Source organism: Klebsiella sp. 7-CIP_Kleb. (genome assembly GCF_050378655.1).
Classification (GTDB): Bacteria; Pseudomonadota; Gammaproteobacteria; order Enterobacterales; family Enterobacteriaceae; genus Klebsiella; species Klebsiella quasipneumoniae.
On record NZ_JBNRLJ010000001.1, the window covers coordinates 744,590 to 765,549 of the forward strand.

17 protein-coding genes are annotated in these 20,960 nt (G+C 60.8%); 8 read left to right on the plus strand and 9 right to left on the minus strand.

The features are described from left to right. Nucleotides 1-98 precede the first annotated feature (98 nt). The gene (gene lldD, locus ACQUTI_RS03700; protein ID WP_017900850.1) at nt 99-1,283 is read left to right on the plus strand and encodes an FMN-dependent L-lactate dehydrogenase LldD; all 1,185 of its coding nucleotides are present in this window, start codon (nt 99-101) and stop codon (nt 1,281-1,283) included. A 55-nt stretch (nt 1,284-1,338) separates the two neighbouring features. Here lldD and ACQUTI_RS03705 read toward each other — a convergent pair whose 3' ends face one another. From ACQUTI_RS03705 to ACQUTI_RS03720, 4 genes are all read right to left on the minus strand, one after another. Continuing rightward, the gene (locus tag ACQUTI_RS03705) at nt 1,339-4,440 is read right to left on the minus strand and encodes an efflux RND transporter permease subunit (RefSeq protein ID WP_135730036.1); all 3,102 of its coding nucleotides are present in this window, start codon (nt 4,438-4,440) and stop codon (nt 1,339-1,341) included. Further along, entirely contained in the window at nt 4,437-5,546 is a 1,110-nt protein-coding gene (locus tag ACQUTI_RS03710; protein ID WP_043519809.1) for an efflux RND transporter periplasmic adaptor subunit, read from the minus strand. The genes ACQUTI_RS03705 and ACQUTI_RS03710 overlap by 4 nt, the downstream gene beginning before the upstream one ends. A 74-nt stretch (nt 5,547-5,620) precedes the next feature. Then, entirely contained in the window at nt 5,621-6,235 is a 615-nt protein-coding gene (locus ACQUTI_RS03715; protein WP_004203096.1) for a TetR/AcrR family transcriptional regulator, read from the minus strand. A gap of 97 nt (nt 6,236-6,332) precedes the next feature. Further along, nucleotides 6,333-7,328, minus strand: coding sequence for an NAD-dependent epimerase/dehydratase family protein (locus ACQUTI_RS03720; protein ID WP_064794723.1), 996 nt, complete (start codon nt 7,326-7,328; stop codon nt 6,333-6,335). Nucleotides 7,329-7,424: 96 nt separating this feature from the next. Between ACQUTI_RS03720 and ACQUTI_RS03725 the strand changes: the two genes are divergently transcribed. The 5 genes from ACQUTI_RS03725 to ACQUTI_RS03745 all read left to right on the plus strand — a co-directional run bounded on the left by ACQUTI_RS03725 (nt 7,425) and on the right by ACQUTI_RS03745 (nt 12,534). Next, complete coding sequence (locus ACQUTI_RS03725) at nt 7,425-8,336, plus strand: LysR family transcriptional regulator (protein ID WP_032456255.1); 912 nt, start codon at nt 7,425-7,427, stop codon at nt 8,334-8,336. A 157-nt stretch (nt 8,337-8,493) separates the two neighbouring features. Beyond that, nucleotides 8,494-9,492, plus strand: coding sequence for an ABC transporter substrate-binding protein (locus ACQUTI_RS03730; RefSeq protein ID WP_004203100.1), 999 nt, complete (start codon nt 8,494-8,496; stop codon nt 9,490-9,492). After that, nucleotides 9,492-10,529: a FecCD family ABC transporter permease gene (locus ACQUTI_RS03735; RefSeq protein WP_032456256.1), complete on the plus strand. Its 1,038-nt coding sequence runs from the start codon at nt 9,492-9,494 to the stop codon at nt 10,527-10,529. The genes ACQUTI_RS03730 and ACQUTI_RS03735 overlap by 1 nt, the downstream gene beginning before the upstream one ends. Then, entirely contained in the window at nt 10,529-11,290 is a 762-nt protein-coding gene (locus tag ACQUTI_RS03740; RefSeq protein ID WP_004203103.1) for an ABC transporter ATP-binding protein, read from the plus strand. The genes ACQUTI_RS03735 and ACQUTI_RS03740 overlap by 1 nt, the downstream gene beginning before the upstream one ends. 11 nt (nt 11,291-11,301) lie before the next feature. Next, entirely contained in the window at nt 11,302-12,534 is a 1,233-nt protein-coding gene (locus tag ACQUTI_RS03745) for an MFS transporter (protein ID WP_114446970.1), read from the plus strand. Nucleotides 12,535-12,598: 64 nt separating this feature from the next. On the opposite strand, the gene ACQUTI_RS03750 is transcribed toward ACQUTI_RS03745, so the two are convergent. Both ACQUTI_RS03750 and ACQUTI_RS03755 read right to left on the minus strand, forming a co-directional pair. Next, nucleotides 12,599-13,630, minus strand: a complete 1,032-nt coding sequence (locus tag ACQUTI_RS03750; protein ID WP_004203106.1) for a methionine synthase — start codon at nt 13,628-13,630, stop codon at nt 12,599-12,601. Nucleotides 13,631-13,653: 23 nt separating this feature from the next. Beyond that, entirely contained in the window at nt 13,654-14,631 is a 978-nt protein-coding gene (locus tag ACQUTI_RS03755; RefSeq protein WP_004203107.1) for a DUF1852 domain-containing protein, read from the minus strand. A gap of 597 nt (nt 14,632-15,228) precedes the next feature. Between ACQUTI_RS03755 and ACQUTI_RS03760 the strand changes: the two genes are divergently transcribed. Continuing rightward, a complete protein-coding gene (locus tag ACQUTI_RS03760; RefSeq protein WP_004203108.1) occupies nt 15,229-15,549 on the plus strand; it encodes a hypothetical protein in 321 nt (106 codons plus the stop codon). Between the two features lie 98 nt (nt 15,550-15,647). Here the strand turns inward: ACQUTI_RS03760 and ACQUTI_RS03765 are convergent, their stop codons facing one another. The 3 genes from ACQUTI_RS03765 to ydiJ form a co-directional block, all read right to left on the minus strand. Continuing rightward, nucleotides 15,648-15,896: a GlsB/YeaQ/YmgE family stress response membrane protein gene (locus tag ACQUTI_RS03765; protein ID WP_004203110.1), complete on the minus strand. Its 249-nt coding sequence runs from the start codon at nt 15,894-15,896 to the stop codon at nt 15,648-15,650. Between the two features lie 202 nt (nt 15,897-16,098). Further along, nucleotides 16,099-16,509, minus strand: a complete 411-nt coding sequence (gene menI, locus ACQUTI_RS03770; RefSeq protein ID WP_004203111.1) for a 1,4-dihydroxy-2-naphthoyl-CoA hydrolase — start codon at nt 16,507-16,509, stop codon at nt 16,099-16,101. Then, nucleotides 16,506-19,562, minus strand: a complete 3,057-nt coding sequence (gene ydiJ, locus ACQUTI_RS03775) for a D-2-hydroxyglutarate dehydrogenase YdiJ (RefSeq protein ID WP_428923232.1) — start codon at nt 19,560-19,562, stop codon at nt 16,506-16,508. The genes menI and ydiJ overlap by 4 nt, the downstream gene beginning before the upstream one ends. A 218-nt stretch (nt 19,563-19,780) precedes the next feature. Between ydiJ and ydiK the strand changes: the two genes are divergently transcribed. Beyond that, on the plus strand, nt 19,781-20,893 hold the full coding sequence (gene ydiK, locus ACQUTI_RS03780; protein WP_049092301.1) for an AI-2E family transporter YdiK: 1,113 nt from the start codon (nt 19,781-19,783) through the stop codon (nt 20,891-20,893). The last annotated feature ends 67 nt before the right edge of the window (nt 20,894-20,960 follow it).

Genomic DNA, 20,960 nt, shown 5'->3' on the forward strand with positions numbered 1-20,960 from the left:
TGGATGCTAATATTTCATTTCCCCACCGCCTTTTAGAAGCCTATAGTTTTTTTGCCTGCAGAACATCCACTTAGGTTAAAAGACATAAGGATATAATCATGATTGTTTCAGCCCCCAGCGATTATCGCGAAGCCGCTCGTCGCCGTCTGCCACGTTTCCTTTTTGACTATATTGACGGTGGCGCGGTGGCGGAAAATACCATGAACGCTAATGCCGCCGAGCTCGCCTCGGTAGCCCTTCGCCAGCGCGTGCTGTGCGGAGCGGGTGAGCCGACGCTGGCCACCACCATCCTTGATGCCCCATGGGCGATGCCCGTGGCGCTGGGGCCGGTCGGGGCCACCGGAATGTACGCCCGCCGCGGCGAAGTCCAGGCGGCCCGCGCCGCCTCCCGCGCCGGGATCCCTTACACTCTGTCCACCGTGTCGGTCTGCTCCATTGAGGAGGTGGCGAGCCACGCCAGCGGTGCGCTCTGGTCCCAGCTGTACGTACTGAAAGATCGCGGCTATATGCGTAATGCCCTGGAACGCGCCTGGGCTGCCGGCATGAAAACCCTGGTATTCACTGTCGATATGCCGATCCCCGGCTCACGGTATCGCGATAACCGTTCAGGGATGTCCGGGCCGCACGCCACCTTGCGACAGTATCTTCAGGCCTGCACCCACCCGCGCTGGGCAATGAACGTCGGCCTGGCGGGCAGACCCCTGTCGTTCGGTAACATCGAAGCCTATACCGGCCACAAAATGACCATGGATGACTATATGGGGTTCATCAGCAACAACTTCGACCCGTCCATCGCCTGGCACGATCTGGAGTGGATCCGCGACAGCTGGCCAGGAAAGCTGATCATTAAAGGGATCCTCGATGCCGACGATGCGCGCAATGCCGTGCGGCTGGGCGCCGATGGCATTGTGGTCTCCAATCACGGCGGCAGACAGCTCGATGGCGCCATCCCCACCGCCCGGGCGCTGCCGCGGGTGGCGGATGCGGTCGGCGACGATCTGACGGTCCTTGCCGACTCCGGAGTGCGCTCCGGCGTGGACGTTATTCGCCTGCTGGCCCTCGGCGCGAAGGGAGTCCTGCTTGGTCGGGCCTATATTTATGCCCTCGCCGCCGCAGGCGAAGCGGGGGTGGCACACCTGCTGCGCTTATTTGCCGAGGATATGAAGGTCACCATGACCCTCACCGGCGCCACCTCGCCCTCCGCCATCAGCCTCGATTGCCTCGACCGGCTGGAAAAAGATCAACAGCGCAGCCGTGCGGTCCCGGTATCCTTATCTGCCTGACGCAGCCCGGGGCCGGGCCTGACCGCGTGCCCTGGCCCGGTCCGGCAAGGGGGAATTACCCCTGAGGGTCCAGCGCCGGACGTTGCGCTGCGTCAGCCGGTCGCTCGGGGCGGATGCGGAACCAGATCGCATACATGGCCGGCAGGAAGATAAGGGTCATGATGGTTCCCCCCAGCGTCCCGCCAATCAGCGTATAGGCGAGCGTCCCCCAGAAAACCGAATGCGTCAGCGGAATGAACGCCAGGATCGCCGCCAGCGCGGTCAGCAGAACCGGACGGGCTCGCTGCACCGTCGCCTCCACCACCGCGTGGAACGGATCGAGCCCCGCCTGCTGGTTATGGTGGATTTGACCAATCAGGATCAGCGTATTTCGCATCAGGATCCCTGACAGGGCGATCAGGCCCACAAGGGCATTGATGCCAAACGGCTGATTGAACAACAGCAGCGTCGGCACCACGCCAATCAGCCCCAGCGGCGCGGTCAGGAAAACCATGACCATCGCCGACAGGGAACGTACCTGCAGGATAATGATCAGCAGCGTGAGGGCGATCATTATCGGAAATAACGGCACCATTGCCCGGGTGGCTTTGCCTGACTCCTCGATCGACCCCGCCGTCTCGATGCGATACCCCGGCGGCAGGGAGTCGATAATGGGCTGCAGCGTCTTCATCAGCGCGCTGGAGACATCCGGCGGCTGCAGGTTATCTGCGACATCTCCCCGGACGGTAATGGTCGGCGTGCGGTCGCGACGACGGAGCAGGGGTTCTTCCATCCTGACGTCGACTTCACCGATCTGCGACAAAGGAACCCGCTGCCCGCCGCTGCCTACGAGAGTGAAGTCGGCGATTTTCGCCGGGTCCAGACGGATATCGCCCGCCGCGCGGCCGATGACCTGCACCGCGCGAATATCCTCCCGGACGGTGGTGATGGGGATCCCTGACAGCAGGAACTGCAGCTGCTGGGCGACGGCCTGGGAACTGAGCCCACTCGCCTGCAGCCGGTCCTGATTGAGGCTGAAATGCATCACCGGTACCCGCGACCCCCAGTCGCTATTGACGGTGCGCATCAGCGGACTGGCCTGCAGCACCGCTTTCACCCGATCGGCGATATCGCGCAGGGTGTGCGGATCGGGCCCCATCACCCGCCAGGCGACCGGATAAGGCGAATAAGGGCCAAAGACCAGCTGCGTGACGCGCACCCGCGCCTGCGGCGCAAGGCCATTGGCCACCGCCTCCCGCAGCCGCAGCTTAAGCGCCTCGCGCGAGGCCGGACCGTCGGTCAATACCACCAGCTTGGCAAATGAGGGATCGGGCAATTCCGGAGCCATCGCCAGGTAAAAGCGCGGCGCGCCCTGGCCGATATAGCTGGTGACAATCTTCGCCTCCGGCTGCTGCTGCAGCCAGCGCTCAATTTTCGCCGTCGCGGCGCTGGTCTGGATAATCGACGACCCGTAAGGCATCTGCACCTCAACCAGCACTTCCGGGCGGTCGGAGGTGGGGAAAAATTGCTTTTTCACCACGCTCATTCCCAGTAACGCCGCCATAAACAGCACCACCACCCCGGCGGCCACGCGCCATTTGCCGGCGATAACCCGGGTCAGCAGCCGGCGGAAGCGCTGATAGCGCGGGGTGTCATACAGCGCGGCGTGGCCTGCCGCCGCGGACTTCCTCTCCGGTAACAGGTGTACGCCCAGCCAGGGGGTAAAAATCACCGCCACGATCCAGGAGGCAATCAGCGCGATACCGACGATCCAGAACACGTTGCTGGCATACTCCCCGGCGGTGGATTGCGCAAACCCGTTAGGCATAAAACCCACGGCCGTCACCAGGGTGCCGGCCAGCATGGGCGCCGCGGTGTGGCTCCAGGCATAGGCGGAGGCTTTGAGGCGGTCATACCCCTCCTCCATTTTGACCACCATCATTTCAATGGCGATAATGGCATCATCCACCAGCAGCCCCAGGGCGAGGATCAGCGAGCCGAGGGTGATGCGGTCGAAGTTTTTACCGGTGGCGGCCATCACCACAAACACCACGGCCAGGGTGAGCGGCACCGCCGCCGCGACCACCACCCCCACGCGCCAGCCCATGCTGACAAAGCACACCGCCATCACCACCAACAGAGCGACAAAAAATTTGATCATGAACTCATCAACCGCCGCGCTGATATTCACCGACTGATCGGTCACTTTGGCCAACGACATGCCGAGCGGCAGGCTCTGATTGATGCTGTCCGTTTCGGCGTCCAGCGCTTTCCCCAGCGCCAGACCATTCCAGCCCTCGCGCATCACCACCCCCAGCAGCAGCGCCGGTTCCCCCTGATTGCGGATCAGGAAGGTAGCAGGATCTTCATACCCCCGCTCAACCGTGGCGACATCGGCGAGTTTCAGCGTTCTGCCCCCGGCAATAATCGGCGTGTCGCGGATCTGCTGCAGGCGGTCGAACGCCCCGTCGAGGCGGATAAAGATCTGCCCGCCACGGGTCTCAATGGCCCCGGCGGCGGTCAGCACATTCTGATTGTTCAGCGCGGCAAAAATCGCCTCCGGCGAGAGCCCCAGGGTGGCGAGACGGTCATGAGAAAAGGAGAGATAAATGCGCTCCGCCTGTTCGCCGAGAATATTCACTTTTTTCACCCCAGGTACATGCAGCAGCTGCTGGCGCAGGGCTTCAGCGTCACGCACCAGCTGCCGCGGCGGCTCTCCCCGCGCTTTCAGGGCAAAGAGGGCAAAGGTGACATCGGCGAATTCGTCATTCATCATCGGGCCGGAGACGCCGGCAGGCAGGTTATTCGCCTCATCCCCGAGCTTTTTGCGCGCCTGATAAAACTGCTCCGGCACCTCGGAAGGCGGCGTCTGATCCTGCAGCGATAAGGTGATTAACGCCATCCCGGGACGGGTATAGGTCTCGGTGCGATCGTACCACTTCAGCTCCTGGAGCCGTTTTTCCAGCGGCTCGGCTACCTGATCCTGCATCTCCTGCGCGGTGGCGCCCGGCCAGACGGTGATGACCGTCATTTGCTTGACCGTAAATGGCGGATCTTCCGCCCGACCGAGCCCGAAAAAGGCCACCAGCCCGGCGACCGAGATAAGGATAATCAAAAACAGGGTTACCGACCGCTCGCGGACGGCCAGCGCGGAGAGATTAAAACGCCCGCCGCTCATGGCTGACTCCCGTCGGCATCATGCTCGCGTCGGTCCGCCAGACGCACCGTCTCGCCCTGGTGCAGAAGATGGGCGCCCAGGGCGACGATGGGCTCCCCGGGCTTCAGCGGGCCGGTCACCCGCGCCGTTTCATCATTCAGGCCGATCACCGTCACCGGTTGCCAGGAGACGGTGGCCGGGCGCGATGCAATGCGCCAGACGCCAGGGCCGTTGCCCGGATCGTAGACCGACGCCAGGGGCACCTCCAGCACCTCGCCTGGCCCCTGGTCGCTGCTGATACGCAGGGTCACGGTTGACCCCAGCGGCGCATTCGCCAGCGCGCCGTTCAGCACATAGCGCGCTTCAAAGGTGCGGGTGGCGGCGTCAGCCGCGTCCGAAAGCAGCCGCAGGGTCGCGGTGACCGGCTGAGATTCGCTGCCATAGCGTGTCGCCAGCGCCTCGCTGCCGACCGCTGGGCGCAGCGTCTCCGGAAGCTGCACCCGCGCTTCGCGCTGCCCTGCCCGCGCCAGACGGATCACCACCTGCCCGGCGCTGACCACCTGTCCCGGCTCGGCGAGCGTTTCCACCACCACGCCGTCGGCATCCGCCAGCAGTCCGGCATAGTCGGTGGCGTTTTGCGCCACGTTTGCCTGCGCCTGGGCCGCGCTGAGATCGGCTCTCGCCGCCTCTGCCGTCGCGTTGATCTGGTCGAACTCCGCCGCCGAGACGGCGCCGCTGGCCACCAGGCCGCGATAGCGGGCCAGATCGTTGGCCGCTTTTTTGGCTCGCGCCCGCGCGGCGTCGACCGCCCGCTGTTGGGACTGCGCCTGCAAGGTTAGATCAGCCGGATCCAGGCGCAGCAGCAGTTGACCGCGCCGGACGCTCTGCCCGGTCTCAACCAGCCGGGCAAGGATTTTTCCCGATACCCGGAAGCCGAGATCGCTTTGGGTACGAGCGACCACCACGCCGGTAAAGGCCCGCGAGCTGGCCTCCGCGCGCTCGACGGTCGCCACCCTCACCAGCGGCGGCCGGGTGCGGGGATCGTCATGATCGGCAGGTTCGCCGCAGCCCGCGAGGGCCAGCGGCAGGAGGCAGACGGCAAGATGGACGGCGTTGGGCCTGAGCATGGGTCACCTTAATGAAAAGACCGGTTGGTGACTGCATTCTCAGACTAGTGACCAATAAAGTCAATGGTCACAAATCAGGGGGAGAGACTTCTCAGGATCAGGGAGGCAAGCAGCACCGCCGCGGTGGGCGCGGTGTCGAGATTGTATTGCAGCTGCACCGGGTTGATGAAAGGACACATCACCATATAGACCGCCAGGGTCGCCTCATCCAGCGGGGTTTTGCGCTCGAACTCACCCGCCTGGCGGCCTTCGACCAGGATTTGACCAATCAGCTGCTGCAGATGACCGGCATACTGCTCCGTTGAGGGCCATTTATCGCGCGCCGCGACGGCGGCGATATCGTACAGTTTGCGATCCTCGAAAAACAGTTCACTGCCGGCCTCGGTCAGCGCCCGGAACAGGCGGCGCAGCTTCTCGCTGGCGGAGGGTGCATCGGCGATGGCCTCGCTGACGGCCACCATGATCTTCTCCAGCCGGCTGGCGCAGATTGCCTCGCCAATCGCCTGCTTGGAGTCAAAAAACTTGTAGATATAGGCTTTGGAAAAGCCTATTGCTTTGGCGAGATCGGTGACCGTGGTCTTTTCATAGCCATAGCGACTGAAGTGCGCCATGGCCGCGTCAAGAATCTGGTCCCGAACGCTGTGGTCAACGGGGCCACGGCTTGCTGGGGTGGGGGTATTTTTCGTCATCCATTTAGCTTAATGCGATCGCTATCGTTTGACAACGAGTGACGTTATTATGATTTGGTCACAATAACGCCCCACCCTGCTCACCTCTCTCGCCGCGTTATGCCTCACGCGCCTCATGGTTAATCGCGCCGGCGGGCAGACAGCCCAGGCCTTGCAGCGTCAGATGTACGGCGCGATCGAGCGGGGTATGCGGCTCCGCGCCTAAAAAAGCCACCAGCTTATCGTTGCGCAGGCGTACCGGTAGACGCCAGAGATAGTGCATCTCGACCATTTCGCGCAGGGTGGCGTTGAAGGGCGCCGCCAGCTTCACCAGCCACCAGGGAAATGACTTCACTACCACCCTGCCGCCATAGAGGGCGACCACCCGCTGGATCGCCTGGCTCATTTCGCTGCCGTCCGGGTCCCAGTGACCCTGCATATGAAAGCGGGCAAACGGCTCAAGCTCATGCCTGCGGGCCAGCAGCGCGGCGATGGTGGCGGCAACGTCGGGCAGCCATGCCCACTGATGCCCCACGCCGATCGCCCCTGGTAGGCTGATAGTCCGGGGAAGCTGACCTGGCTTGACCAGCCCCTGGGAAAACCAGTTATTTCCGGCGCGCGGACCAAAATAATCGCCCGCCCGGACAATCAACGCCCTGCCGCCGCGCTGTACGTAATCCTCCAGCGCCTGCTCCATTTCCACCCGAATGGCGCCTTTGCGGGTCACCGGCCGTTGCGCGGCCGCTTCAGCAATCAGCGGAAAGGCATCCGATCCATAGTTGTAAACCGTGCCGGGCAGGACAACTAACGCCCGCTGCTGGGCGGCGGCCTGCAGGGTGTTGCGCAGCATAGGTAGTACCTGCTGCCGCCAGTGCCGGTAGCCCGGCGGATTGACCGCATGGACGATCACGTCGCAACCGGCAGCCGCCGCCGCCACCTGCCCGGCATCCAGCGCGTCCCCGGCAATCCACTGCATGCCCTCTTCGGGCGCACGAAGCTGGGCGCCGCGCTTCAGCGCCCGAACCTGCCAGTTGTCCGCCGCCAGCCGACGCGCCACTTCCCCGCCTATGCCCCCGCTTGCTCCCAAAATCAGGACTTTGCCGCTGCTGTTCATCGTCTTTCCCCGTTCGCTAATGGATGCTTGACAGCCTACCTGCGGCTCATATCAAATGAAATTGCATACCATCATCGAGCGGCTATACATTTTTGTATGAATACCTCTATTCCCTGGGAGTGGTACCGAACCTTTCTCGCCGTCCTGCAGGAAGGCTCTTTATCGGGCGCATCGCGCACCCTGAACATCACTCAGCCGACGGCGGGTCGCCATATCGCCGGCCTGGAGGCCGCCCTCGGCCAGGCCTTATTTACCCGCTCGCAAACCGGCCTGCTGGCGACCGACGCGGCGCTGGCGCTGCAGGCGCACGCCGAGACAATGGCCAACACCGCCCGGGCGCTGGAACGCACGGCGGCTAACTTTAGTCGCGACAGCACCGATCTGCGTGGCGTGGTGCGGGTGGCCGCCAGCGAGGTGGTCGGCGCCGAGGTGCTGCCGCCGCTGATTGCCCGGCTCAGGCAAGCGTGCCCGAGTATCGTCATCGAACTGATGCTCTCCAATCGATTTCAGGATCTGCTTCACCGGGAGGCGGATATCGCGGTGCGGATGGTCGCTCCGCAGCAGGAGCAGCTTATCGCGCGGCGTCTCGGCAGGATCGAGCTTGGGCTGCATGCTACCGATGCCTATCTGACCCGCCAGGGTCGGCCCGCTACGCCTGAGGAGCTTGACGGCCACGCGCTGATTGGTTTCGACAGCGCCACGCCCCTCGTTCGCCGGGCTCTTGCGCGCTATCCCCGTTTTCAGCGCGAGGCCTTCGCAATGCGCACCGATAGCGACCTCGCCCAGCTGAATCTGATCCGCGCCGGGGCAGGGATCGGCATCTGCCAGGCGCCCCTCGCCGACGGCATTATTCCCCTGCAGCGAGTGCTGGCGGCCGACTTTTCTCTGTATCTCGATACCTGGCTGGTGATGCATGAGGACCTGCGCCATAGCCCCGCCTGTAAGCGGGTATTTAATTTCCTCGCCGAGGGGTTGCAGACGTATATTCGCGGCCCTCTGGCGCGCTGACCCACCCGCCTCGCGGGTAATCCCTTCCCTGCTGAAATAGTCACTCATTGACACTGTAAATACGGCATTGTATAAAACCCCGCCCCAATAATGAGTTTCATTTGCATTACTCCCATTTACTGGTCATTTACTCGCCTGTGTACAAGGATAGCGTTTAATGAAGAAGGTCCTCTGCGCGTTAGGCTTGATGTTCACCGCCGTCAGTTCCGGGCTGGCAACAACCTACCCCCTGACGATTGAAAACTGTGGCTATCAGGAGACCTTTACCCGGCCGCCGGAGCGCGTGGTCGCGCTGGGGCAAAATACGGTCGAAATCCTGCTGCTGCTTGGGCTGCAAAAGCAGGTGGTGGCCAGCGCCTTCTGGCCGACTACGGTATTACCGCAGCTGGCTGAGCAAAACGCGAAGATTAAAACCCTGACGGTGGAAATCCCGAGTCTGGAATCCGTGCTGGCGCAAAATCCCGATTTCGTTCCCGCCCAGTTGCCGCTGCTGCTGGGGCCGGAAAGCAAAGTCGCCAGGCGTGAAGATCTTGCCACCGTTGGCGTGAACAGCTACGTGTCGCCGGGGATGTGCGCCACCAAAAAGGCTACCGGCGATATGTACGGCAGCCGGCAGAAGCTGTGGGACATGACCTGGCTGTATCAGGAAATTAGCGATTTCGCCCGCATTTTCAACGTCGAAGATCGTGGCCAGGCGCTGATCGCCGATTTCAAAAAACGTGAAGCCGACCTGCGTCAGGAGTTCGGTAAAAGCAAAAAAGATCTCTCCTTCGTCTTCTGGTTCTCCAGCGCCTCGCCATCGGCCGATGCCTATGTCGGCGGTAAAAACAGCGCCTCCGGCTTTATCGCCAACGTGCTGGGCGGTCATAATGCGATAACCTCCGAGACCGAGTGGCCCACGGTGAGCTGGGAGAGCATCATTGCCGCCAACCCGGATGTGATCGTGGTCTCGAGCCTGGATCGTAACCGCTGGGCGCTGGATAAGGCCGAGGAGAAGATTAAATTCCTCAAAAGCGATCCCGCCGTCAGCCAGCTGGAGGCGGTGAAAAAAGGCCATATCGTGGTGATGGACGGCCAGGCGATGAATCCGACCATCCGCACCCTTTACGGCGCGGAGCAGGTGGGCGAACAGCTGAGAAAAATGGGGCTTAACTGATGAGCGCCGCCGTACTGCAGACGCGCCGCAGCATGCTGCTCACCGGCTGGTGTGTCGTCGCCGTGTGCGTGCTGGCGCTGGTGATCGCGGTGGGCGTCAGCGTCGGCGAACTGCCCATCCCGCTGCAGAACGTCTTTTACGCTATCAGCAATAAAACCGGCTTAACCGCGGTGCCTCTCAATCGTATCTCCGAGAGCGTTATCTGGGATTTCCGCCTCAGCCGCGCGCTGGTCGCCGCCTGCTGCGGCGCCGGCCTCGCTATCTGCGGCGCCGTGCTGCAAAGCCTGCTCAAGAACGCCCTCGCGGAACCTTACGTCCTCGGCGTCTCCGCCGGGGCCTCCACCGGCGCGGTATCGATTGTGGTGCTGGGCCTTGGCGCCGGGGCGATCTCCCTCTCCGTCGGGGCGTTTGCCGGAGCCTTCGCCGCCTTCGCCTTTGTTGCCTTTCTGACCAACGGCGCGCGCGGCGGCAATGAGCGCACCATCCTGGCGGGCGTCGCCGCCTCGCAATTATTTAACGCCCTCACGGCCTACACCATCAGCACCTCCGCCAGCGCGCAGCAGGCGCGCGATGTGATGTTCTGGCTGCTGGGCAGCTTCAGCGGCGTCCGCTGGCCCGAATTCCAGCTGGTTCTGGTGGTGGTCCTCGCGGGCCTGGCGGTCTGCCTGTGGTATGCCCGGGCACTGGACGCGTTCACCTTCGGCGACGATGCCGCCGCTTCGCTGGGCATTGCCGTGCCGCGCGTGCGCCTGATCCTCTTCACCACCGCGGCGGTGATCACTGCCACCATCGTCAGCATGGCCGGCTCGATCGGCTTTGTCGGCCTGGTGGTGCCGCACGTGATGCGCTTCTTCTTTGGCCCGCTGCACCGGACGTTGCTGATCGCCAGCGCGCTGGCGGGGGCGATCCTGATGGTGCTGGCGGACATTGCCTCGCGCCTGCTGATTGCCCCGCAGAGTCTGCCGGTCGGAGTGGTGACCGCCCTGGTTGGGGTGCCTTTCTTTGCCGTGATTATCTACCGCTCAAGGAATAAGTGATGAGTATTTGCGCTGAAAATATCACCTGGAAGGCAGGCAAAAAGGTCATCGTCAATAATGTCTCGCTGCGGGTGTCGCGCGGCGAAACGGTGGGTCTGCTGGGCCCCAACGGCTGCGGCAAATCCTCGCTGCTGCGGGTTCTGGCGGGCCTGCGCCGCCCGGATGCGGGTCGCGTCACCCTCGACGGCCACGACATCGCCCGGATGGCGAAAAAGCAGCTCGCCCGCCGGGTGGCGTTCGTCGAGCAACACGGCATGACCGAGGCCAATATGCGGGTGCGCGACGTCGTGCGGCTGGGACGTATTCCGCACCACTCGCCGTTCTCCAACTGGAGCGCTCAGGATGACGAGGCGGTCACCGCCGCGCTGCAGCGGGTGGCGATGCTGGAGAAAAGCGACCAGGGGTGGCTGAGCCTCTCCGGCGGCGAGCGGCAGCGGGTGCATATCGCCCGCGCGCTGGCGCAGAACCCGAGTGAGATCCTGCTGGATGAACCTACCAACCATCTGGATATTCACCATCAGATGCAGCTGATGCAGTTGATCAGCGAGCTGCCGGTGACCAGCATTGTGGCCATTCACGATCTTAACCATGCCGCGATGTTCTGCGATTCGCTGATCGTGATGCAGCAGGGGCAGATCCTCGCCAACGGGACGCCGGAGGAGATTTTGTCCGAAGCGCTGCTGTGGGACGTTTTCCGGGTGAAAACCAAAATCGAGATCTCCCCGTACCACGGTAAAAAGCACATTCATTTCATCGTTTAGGTTGGGCGAGTATGCCTCTCTTCCCCCTGCGCCCTGCGGCGACCCTCTGGCCTCCCGTTTTACTGGGAAGCCAGTTCGTTTTTAATATTGGCTTTTATGCGGTCGTCCCTTTCCTTGCCCTCTTCCTGCGCGACGAGATGCTGCTTTCCGGCGGGCTTATCGGCCTGATCCTCGGGCTGCGCACCTTCTCTCAGCAGGGTATGTTTATCATCGGCGGGACGCTGGCCGACCGCTACGGCGCTAAGGCGATCATCCTCGCCGGCTGCGTGGTTCGCGTCGCCGGCTATCTGCTGCTGGCGTGCGGCACAACGCTGGAGCCGATTATCCTCGGCGCCTGCCTGACGGGCGTCGGCGGGGCGCTGTTCTCCCCGTCGATCGAGGCCCTGCTGGCGCGGACCGGTACCCACAGCCAGGCCAACGGAAAACGCAGCCGCGCAGAGTGGTTTGCGCTGTTTGCGGTGTGCGGTGAGCTGGGGGCGGTTATCGGCCCGGTGGCCGGAGGGTTACTGAGCGGGATCGGCTTTCGGCATATCGCCCTCGCCGGTGCGGGGCTATTTCTTCTGGCGCTGCTGGTGCTCTTTTTCTGTCTGCCCGCCGACGGGCAGCGGACACAAACGCGCAGCCGGGTTCCGTGGTGGACCCCTTTGCGCCAGCCGCGCTTTGTCGCGTTTATTCTCGCCTACAGTTCATGGCTGTTGAGCTACAACCAGCTGTACCTCGCCCTGCCGGTGGAGATCCAACGCGCAGGCGGCCGTGAGCAGGATCTGGCGCCGCTTTTTATGCTGGCCTCGCTGTTGATTATCACCCTGCAGCTTCCTCTCGCCCGCTTCGCACGACGTATTGGCGCCGTGCGCATCCTGCCGGTGGGCTTTCTGCTACTGTCGGCTTCCTTCGTCAGCGTGGCGTTATTCGCCGCCTCGCCGCCCGCCGCCGGCTGGCTGCGATTATTGCCGTCGGCCTGCTTTGTCACGCTGCTCACCCTCGGCCAGATGCTGCTGGTGCCCTCAGCCAAGGATCTAATCCCGCTGTTTGCCGAGGAGTCGACGCTGGGCGCCCACTACGGGGCGCTTGCCACTGCGGGTGGGTGCGCGGTGTTAGCCGGGAATTTTCTGCTCGGCCATTTGCTTGACCAGGCGCTCACCCCCTCGCCGCAGGCGGTCTATCCCTGGCTTCTGCTGGCGCTGTTTCCGTTGTGCAGTGCCGTGGCCCTGCGGGCGATCTGCCGCCCGCTGGCGGCAACCTGACGCTGAGCGGGTAACGGCCCGCTCAGGAGGTTAACCGGGAGAAGCGCACGAAAGCCAGTCCGCCTTATTTTACCGCCAGCTCGCGGCGAACGATCTCGGCACCGGCGCTTAAGGCGTGCAGTTTGCCGGTCGCGACCTGGCGCGGCAGCGGCGCCATACCGCAGTTGGTGGAGGGGTAGAGCTTGTCGGCATCGACGAACGCCAGCGCCTTGCGCAGGGTAGCAGCCACCTCTTCCGGAGTTTCAATCGCATGGCTGGCGACATCGATCGCCCCGACCATCACCTTTTTACCGCGGATCAACTCCAGCAGATCCATCGGCACCCGCGAGTTGTGGCACTCGAGAGAGATAATATCGAGGGACGATTTCTGCAGCTGCGGGAAGGCCTCCTCATACTGACGCCACTCTGAGCCCAGCGTTTTTTTCCAGTCGGTATTGGCCTTGATGCCGTAGCCGTAGCAGATATGCACTGCCGTCTCGCACTTCAGCCCTTCAGTGGCTCGTTCCAGCGCGGCGATCCCCCAGTCGTTCACCTCATCGAAGAAGACGTTGAAGGCCGGCTCATCGAACTGAATAATATCGACCCCGGCGGCCTCTAACTCTTTCGCTTCCTGATTGAGGATTTTGGCGAACTCCCAGGCCAGCTTTTCCCGACTTTTATAGTGATTGTCATACAGCGTATCGATCATGGTCATGGGGCCCGGCAGCGCCCATTTTATCGGCTGACTGGTGAGCTGACGCAGATAGCGCGCGTCCTCAACGAAGACCGGTTTCTGGCGCTCTACGGCGCCCACCACGGTTGGAACACTGGCCTCATAGCGGTTACGAATTTTCACGATCTCGCGTTTGGCAAAATCAACGCCGCTGAGGTGTTCAATAAAGGTGGTGACAAAGTGCTGCCGCGTTTGCTCGCCGTCGCTGACAATATCGATCCCGGCCCGCAGCTGGTCGTCGAGGGACAAACGCAGGGCGTCGCGCTTGCCGGCCAGTAATTCTTCGCTGGACAGTTTCCAGGGCGACCACAGGGTCTCTGGCTGCGCCAGCCAGGAAGGTTTCGGTAAACTGCCAGCGGTGGAGGTCGGAAGCCATGTTTTCATAATAAGGAACCTTTTATATTGGTTTAGCAACGCGCGAAGTTAGCAGACCATTGCTCAAGCAACGTCTTGTGCGGGTCGATAAAATGTTGTTGTGTAAATTTACCCTGCTCTATCGCCAACAGGCTGCGCTCTTCCCGGTCATACACAATTTTGGTGACGGAATGATCCAGGTGATTGAGATTGGGCTGATAGTATTGCCCCGCCGCGGAATTCGCGTTGTAAATCTCCGGACGATATATTTTTTGAAACGTCTCCATCGTGCTGATGGTCGCGATCAGCTCCAGGCTGGTGTAATCGCTGAGCAGATCGCCGGAAAAATAGAAGGCCAACGGCGCGACGCTGTGTTTCGGCATAAAATAGCGCACCTGCAGCCCCATTTTGCTGAAATAGCGCTCGGTCAGCGAGACGCCTTCCTGGGCATATTCAATACCGAGGACCGGATGTTCGTTACCGGTGCGACGATAAACATCTTTGCTGGATACGCTCAGACAAATCACCGGCGCCTTGCTGAAACTGGTCTTATAGGCGCTGGATTGCACGAAATCCTTAAAGATATTGCCGTGCAGCTCGCCAAAGTTTTCGGGCACGCTGAAGCGGCTCTGGTCTTTATTATGCTCCAGCAGCAGCACGCTAAAATCATAATCCCGTACCCAGGAAGAGAAGTTATTGCCGACGATACCGGCATGGCGCTCACCGGTTTTTTTATCGACAATATGCGTTTGCAGGATCTCTATCACCGGAAAACTGGCGGCATCAGCAATATTCATCTCGACAGAAATAATATCCAGTTCCACCGCATAGCGATCGTTGTAGGGATTATCCCAGTGCGCCAGGGTATTAAACCGGTTATTCATCATGATTAACGTATTGCGCAGATTGTCCTGACGGCTCTCCCCTCTCGCCAAATTGGCAAAATTGGTGGTAATACGCGTATTTTCCGCAGGGTTATAATTTTCATCAAACCGGCTGCGCTTAATCGTATAGGTAAATTCGTTATTCATGGCGATTGTCCATCCTGGTGTCGGGCATAAAGCGGAATAAGCGGAGTACTCTCCACTGGCGACGCAGAGTCAGACCTGGCGCGCTTCAACCGGTAAATGTTGTTGATTCGTTAATGGGTCTATTTTTGCCAGAGTCGGTGATGGAGGGAAAGCGACTTAAATTCATTGCAACATGAGCTATCCTCATGTTGCTCCGCTAAGCGCAAGGTGCGGTTCGGGGTATCATCATGACGCCATGGTCAGGCGCGGCAGTTCAGGCAACGCCAGGCTAATAATCGTTTGTCCAGGGAATGCATGCAGGGTACAATCTTTAACCACTATAATACGTGCTGTGACCTGGCCGCCGTACCCGTTTGCTGGAGCTTTTGTCGTAAAGAATGATTGTTGATATCAGTATTATGTCGATGTGCATGGCCGTGCTGCTGATTATGAGCGTACTGCTGAATTAAGAGGCTCCCGAACACAATGACACCCGCTCTCATCTGACCTTCACATTCGCGAGGAATAAAGGAGATTCAGAGGATTCGCGCCGCACGGCATTGTCCCGCCTGCCGCCGCCCTCTACTCTTTATGCACTTGCTTATCGAGGATAACCAGATGAAAAAAGCTCTCTTTGCGCTGTTCGCTATTGCTGCCGTGGCCGCCGCCAGCGCTTTTGCGGCTGATAAAACCGACGCTCCGACGCCCGCTGTCGACAACGGCGGCCGTCCTCCGCTGGAGATGGGTCATGGTCCCCTGCCGCCGTTCCCGCCACCGTTTCCGCCGCGCAAGCCGGTGCTGTTTTCAGCAACGGTCGCGACCGATACGCCGGCGGAAACCATTAACAAACTAACCGCCCTGATCCCGACCGGTCAGGCGAAGCACTACGAAGTTCACGTGGAGGTGGTGCCGGTTGCGGAGGATGCCGACGGGCAATAGCCCTGGCGTGGGTACGCTGCCTGAGTCCTGCGATAATAAAAAAGCTGCCGCTTATCGCGGCAGCTTTTGTTAACTTGAATAAAACAGAATGCAGAGAATTAGCTGCGCACTTTACGGTAGATAAACAGCACAACCAGCGCACCGATTACCGCCACCACGAAGCTGCCGAAATTAAACCCGTCGACTTTGCCAAAACCAAAGAAGGTACTGATCCAGCCGCCGACCACGGCGCCGATGATCCCCAGAATAATGGTTACAATAAACCCGCCGCCGTCTTTCCCCGGCATAATCCACTTGGCTAAAATACCGGCAATAAGTCCAAAAATGATCCAGGAAAGAATACCCATGGTTAACCGTCCTCTTGTTACCTTTATGCATTTCGTATTGAAAAGAGTAGCATATATAACGAGATTGGATCGGTAATAATCTATTTATTAGATAATTTCTTGCCGCTGCGCGGTAGTGTTCTCACGCCATCTCTCGCGCTGCCAGGCCCTTTGCCGCTTATTACCTTGAAAAAAGGGAGGCTATTCGCCTCCCCCTTACGGTTTATATTACCGCGGTGGTTAGCCGCGATGAACAGCACAATCGCGACTGTTCGTCGAAGATTTCAATTTGCCAGACCTGATGGCGAGTCCCGACGTGCAGCGCTTTGCACACGCCCCGCACCCGGCCCCCACGCGCTGAACGGATGTGGTTGGCGTTAACCTCCAGCCCCACCACCTTCTGTTCGCCTTCGCTGCACAGATAACCCGCCACCGACCCCAGCGTCTCCGCCAGCACCACCGACGCCCCGCCGTGCAGCAGACCAAACGGCTGCTGGGTGCGGCCATCCACCGGCATGGTGGCCTCCAGCGTATCGTCGGTAAACGTCTCAAAGCGAATATCCAACAGCCCTACCATGTTTCCCTCACCGAGCCGGTTAAGCTGCTCCAGCGTGGTCTGACGTTTCCAAATCATCCGATTATCTCCAGTAACGCCTGCAGCGGGTGGCGAACGCCGCTGCCTTCAATGCGCTTCACCTGGCTGCGGCAGGAGTAGCCCGTCACCAGACAGCGGTTACGCGGCAGCCGCTGCATCGCCTGCTGCCAGGAGAGCGCGTAAATGGCCAGCGAGTTGGCATGGTTTTTCACTTCATGACCATAGGTGCCTGCCATCCCGCAGCACCCAACGCTGACGTTTTCCAGCTTCGCGCCGAAGTGGGCAAAAATCTCTGCCCACTGCTTTGCCGCCGCCGGCAGCGCGGTCACTTCCGTACAATGACCGAACAGGTACCAGGGCTCGCCGCCGAGATCGGGACGGGCGTCGGTCGGCAGGGCCTTCGGCAACCACTCATGCACCAGCATGACCTGGAAATCGCCGCGCTTGTCGCCGAGCGTTTGCTTATATTCATCGCGGTAGCAAAGCACCAGCGCCGGATCGACGCCGACCAGCGGCATCCCCAGCTGCGCCACGCGGTTAAGGAAGTCTGCCGTTTTCTGCGCGGTGCGCGCGAAGCGGGTCAGGAATCCTTTAATATGCTGCGCCTTGCCGTTCGGCGAGAACGGCAGGAGCACCGGCTGATAGCCTAAGGCCTCGACCAGACGGATAAAGTCAGCCACCACCTGAGCGTCGTAATAGCTGGTGAAGGGATCCTGCACCACCAGCACCATCTTCGCCTTCTGCTCGTCGCTCAGCGCTTCGAGCTGCTCAAGGGTCATATTGGCGGAGCGGTGGCCGGCCATCTGCTGCTTCAGCGACGGCGCCGAGAGCAGCGGCAGATCGACCATCCCGATATGCTTCTCCGACAGCTTTTTCAGCCACGGCTGGTTAATGAAGAAGTTAAAGGTCTTCGGCGCCTGGGCCATCAGCGGCGCATAGGACTCCACCGACGCCACCAGATGATCCCGCACCGGACGCAGATAGCGGCTGTGATACAGCTGCAGGAAGCGCGAGCGGAACTCCGGGACATCGATTTTGATCGGGCACTGGGTCGAACAGGCTTTGCAGGCCAGACAGCCGGACATCGCCTCTTTGACCTCGTGCGAGAAGTCATATTCCCCTTTGCGCGCATGCCAGCTGTTACGGGTGCGCGCCACCAGCGAGCGCAGGCTAACGCCCTGCTCCGGCAGCGCCTTCTCCAGCTGATTGGGATCGACGCCGCGATCCGCCAGCAGGCGCAGCCATTCGCGGACCAGCGTCGCCCGCCCTTTCGGCGAGTGGATGCGCTGGTTGCTGACTTTCATCGACGGACACATCGGACTTTTTACGTCAAAGTTGAAGCACAACCCGTTGCCATTACACTCCATCGCCCCGCGCCAGCTGCTGCGCACCGCGATGGGGATCTGCCGATCCCAGGTGCCACGCTTCACCGCGTCGACTTTCATCATCGGCGCGTCGACTCCTTCCGGAGGACAGATTTTCCCTGGGTTCAGGCGGTTATCGGGATCGAAGACCGCTTTGATCTTCCTAAGTTCGCCGTACAGCGCCTCGCCAAAGAAGGCCGGGCTGTACTCTGCGCGGAAACCTTTGCCATGTTCCCCCCACAGCAGGCCGCCATACTTCGCCGTCAGCGCCACCACATCGTCGGAGATCTGCTTCATCAGCACCTCCTGCTGCGGATCGCACATGTCCAGCGCCGGGCGCACATGCAGCACCCCGGCGTCGACGTGGCCAAACATGCCGTAGCTCAGGCCGTGGCTGTCGAGCAGCGCGCGGAACTCGACGATATAATCCGCCAGGTGTTCGGGCGGGACACAGGTATCCTCGGCAAAGGGGATCGGCTTGGCGGCACCTTTAGCATTACCCAACAGGCCTACCGCCTTCTTGCGCATGGCATAGATGCGCTCCACGCCATCAAGATCGTGACAAACCTGCCAGCCGATGACTCCCGCCTCGCTGAGGGCCATCAGCTCGTCCAGCCGCTGGCACAGGGTGGTGACCTGCTGGTCAATCAGCGCCGCGTCATTCCCGGCGAATTCGACGATATTCAGCCCGAGCATCTCTTTATCCGGTACGTCGGTGATCAGTTCGTTCACCGAGTGCCAGACGATATCCTCGCGCGCCAGATTGAGGACCTTAGAGTCGACGGTCTCCACCGACAGGGCCTTGGCTTCCACCATAAAGGGTGCATTACGCAGCGCAGAGTCAAAGGAGTCATATTTGACGTTGACCAGCCGGCGCACCTTCGGCAGGCGGGTAATATCCAGCCGCGCTTCGGTGATAAACGCCAGCGTCCCTTCCGAACCGGTTAAAATTCGGGTCAGGTCGAACTCGCTCATCTCATCGTTAAAGACGTGGCGCAGATCGTATCCGGTGAGGAAGCGGTTGAGTTTGGGAAACTTATCCATGATCAGCTCGCGCTGCGCCTTGCAGCGCTGGTAGACCGTGTTGTAGATCCGGCCGATCGTCGAGGGCGTATTGCCCAGCGTCTCCGCCAGCGCCACCGGCACCGCCTGGGTATCGAGGATATCACCGCCCATCAGCACCGCCCGCAGGCCAAGCACGTGATCCGACGTCTTACCGTACACCAGCGATCCCTGTCCGGACGCGTCGGTGTTAATCATCCCGCCCAGGGTAGCGCGGTTGCTGGTGGAGAGCTCCGGGGAAAAGAAATAGCCATAGGGCTTGAGAAACTGATTCAGCTGATCTTTGATGACTCCGGCTTCAACGCGCACCCAACCCTCTTCGGGGTTGATTTCGATAATGCGGTTCATATAGCGGGACATATCGACGATAATTCCGCCGTTCAGCGCCTGGCCGTTAGTGCCGGTGCCGCCGCCGCGCGGGGTGAAGATCAGCGATTTAAAGCGTGGTTCGGCGGCGACGCGCGCCAGTAGCGCGACGTCTGCCGTGGAACGTGGAAAAAGGACCGCATCCGGCAGCAGCTGATAGACGCTGTTGTCGGTGGCCATCGTCAGCCTGTCGGCATAGCTGGTGGCGGTATCGCCGGTAAAACCCTGTTGCTCCAGTACCTGCAAAAAATTCAGCACCAGCTGAACTACCCCTGGCGCCTGAGAAATTTGTGGGATCATCACACTTGACCCTGCCTGACTATGTTGTGTTTGAAAATATTGTGTTGGTGCTAACTAAACGTTTGCGTAGCGCATTCAACTTTTTATCACATTTTTTTCATATGCGCCCACGTGTTTTCTGTGCAAAATCAGCCCGGCAAAATTATTGATATTATTATCAGTACATGGATTTACGCGGCGCCAGCTTTTTGGCGCGACTGGAAAGGTAAAATTTATCTATGATTAACCCCCATCAGCCTCGGGACATACCGCAAATACTGCTGTCGGTGCTGTTCCTGGCCCTGATTATCATATCCTGCCTGTGGGTTGTGCAGCCGTTTATTCTGTCCTTCGCCTGGGCCGGCACCGTGGTGATCGCCACCTGGCCGGTGCTGCTGCGTCTGCAGCGTGTGCTGTTCGGCAAACGGATGCTGGCGGTGCTGGCGATGACCCTGCTGCTGTTTTTGCTATTCGTTATTCCTATCGCTCTGCTGGTCAACAGCCTGGTGGATAACAGCGTTCCGCTGATCAAACTCATCAGCAGCGGAAATGTGACGCTGCCGGATTTCACCTGGCTCAACAGCGTGCCGCTGGTGGGCGATAAGCTCTACTCCGCCTGGCATGGCCTGCTGGATATGGGCGGCTCGGCGATTATGGCCAAGGTTCGCCCCTATATTGGCACCACTACCAGCTGGTTTGTCGGTCAGGCGGCGCACATCGGCAAGCTTCTGGTCTACTGCGGTTTGATGCTGCTGTTCAGCGCGTTGCTCTACTGGCGCGGTGAGCAGGTGGCCTACGGTTTCCGCTATTTCGCCACGCGCCTGGCGGCTAAACGCGGTGACGCCGCCGTGCTGCTGGCCGGCCAGGCCGTGCGCGCCGTGGCGCTGGGCGTGGTGGTGACAGCCCTCACCCAGGCGGTGCTGGGCGGTATCGGCCTTGCCATCTCCGGCGTGCCCTACGCCGCTCTGCTGACCGTGGTGATGATCTTTACCTGTCTGGTCCAGCTCGGGCCTTTGCTGGTTCTGGTGCCGTCGATTATCTGGCTTTACTGGAGCGGGGACACCACCTGGGGCACCGTGCTGCTGGTGTGGAGCTGCGTGGTCGGCACCATGGACAACGTTATCCGCCCGGTGCTTATCCGCATGGGCGCCGACCTGCCGATGATCCTCATTCTTACCGGCGTCATTGGCGGCCTGATCGCCTTCGGCATGATCGGTCTGTTTATCGGTCCGGTGCTGCTGGCCGTCTCCTGGCGCCTGTATGACGCCTGGGTGCACGAAGTGCCGCCGCCGCCGAAAGACCCCGACGTCGTGCTCGAAGAGCTCAGCGAGCTGGAGGCCGGGCGCAAGTAATGCATTGTCAGGCGGGGAGACCCGCCTGTTTCCCCGCCAGCACAATTGTTAAGCAAAATTTATTGAT

Bases quoted from the DNA above. Each gene is read 5' to 3' on its own strand.
- ACQUTI_RS03725 (WP_032456255.1), top strand. From the start codon at position 7,425: ATGAATACCTCTATTCCCTGGGAGTGGTACCGAACCTTTCTCGCCGTC.
- ACQUTI_RS03710 (WP_043519809.1), bottom strand. From the start codon at position 5,546: ATGCTCAGGCCCAACGCCGTCCATCTTGCCGTCTGCCTCCTGCCGCTG.
- ydiJ (WP_428923232.1), bottom strand. From the start codon at position 19,562: ATGATCCCACAAATTTCTCAGGCGCCAGGGGTAGTTCAGCTGGTGCTG.
- ACQUTI_RS03715 (WP_004203096.1), bottom strand. From the start codon at position 6,235: ATGACGAAAAATACCCCCACCCCAGCAAGCCGTGGCCCCGTTGACCAC.
- menI (WP_004203111.1), bottom strand. From the start codon at position 16,509: ATGATTTGGAAACGTCAGACCACGCTGGAGCAGCTTAACCGGCTCGGT.
- ydiK (WP_049092301.1), top strand. From the start codon at position 19,781: ATGATTAACCCCCATCAGCCTCGGGACATACCGCAAATACTGCTGTCG.
- ACQUTI_RS03750 (WP_004203106.1), bottom strand. From the start codon at position 13,630: ATGAAAACATGGCTTCCGACCTCCACCGCTGGCAGTTTACCGAAACCT.
- ACQUTI_RS03760 (WP_004203108.1), top strand. From the start codon at position 15,229: ATGAAAAAAGCTCTCTTTGCGCTGTTCGCTATTGCTGCCGTGGCCGCC.
- ACQUTI_RS03735 (WP_032456256.1), top strand. From the start codon at position 9,492: ATGAGCGCCGCCGTACTGCAGACGCGCCGCAGCATGCTGCTCACCGGC.
- ACQUTI_RS03755 (WP_004203107.1), bottom strand. From the start codon at position 14,631: ATGAATAACGAATTTACCTATACGATTAAGCGCAGCCGGTTTGATGAA.
- ACQUTI_RS03705 (WP_135730036.1), bottom strand. From the start codon at position 4,440: ATGAGCGGCGGGCGTTTTAATCTCTCCGCGCTGGCCGTCCGCGAGCGG.
- ACQUTI_RS03740 (WP_004203103.1), top strand. From the start codon at position 10,529: ATGAGTATTTGCGCTGAAAATATCACCTGGAAGGCAGGCAAAAAGGTC.
- ACQUTI_RS03720 (WP_064794723.1), bottom strand. From the start codon at position 7,328: ATGAACAGCAGCGGCAAAGTCCTGATTTTGGGAGCAAGCGGGGGCATA.
- ACQUTI_RS03745 (WP_114446970.1), top strand. From the start codon at position 11,302: ATGCCTCTCTTCCCCCTGCGCCCTGCGGCGACCCTCTGGCCTCCCGTT.
- ACQUTI_RS03765 (WP_004203110.1), bottom strand. From the start codon at position 15,896: ATGGGTATTCTTTCCTGGATCATTTTTGGACTTATTGCCGGTATTTTA.
- lldD (WP_017900850.1), top strand. From the start codon at position 99: ATGATTGTTTCAGCCCCCAGCGATTATCGCGAAGCCGCTCGTCGCCGT.
- ACQUTI_RS03730 (WP_004203100.1), top strand. From the start codon at position 8,494: ATGAAGAAGGTCCTCTGCGCGTTAGGCTTGATGTTCACCGCCGTCAGT.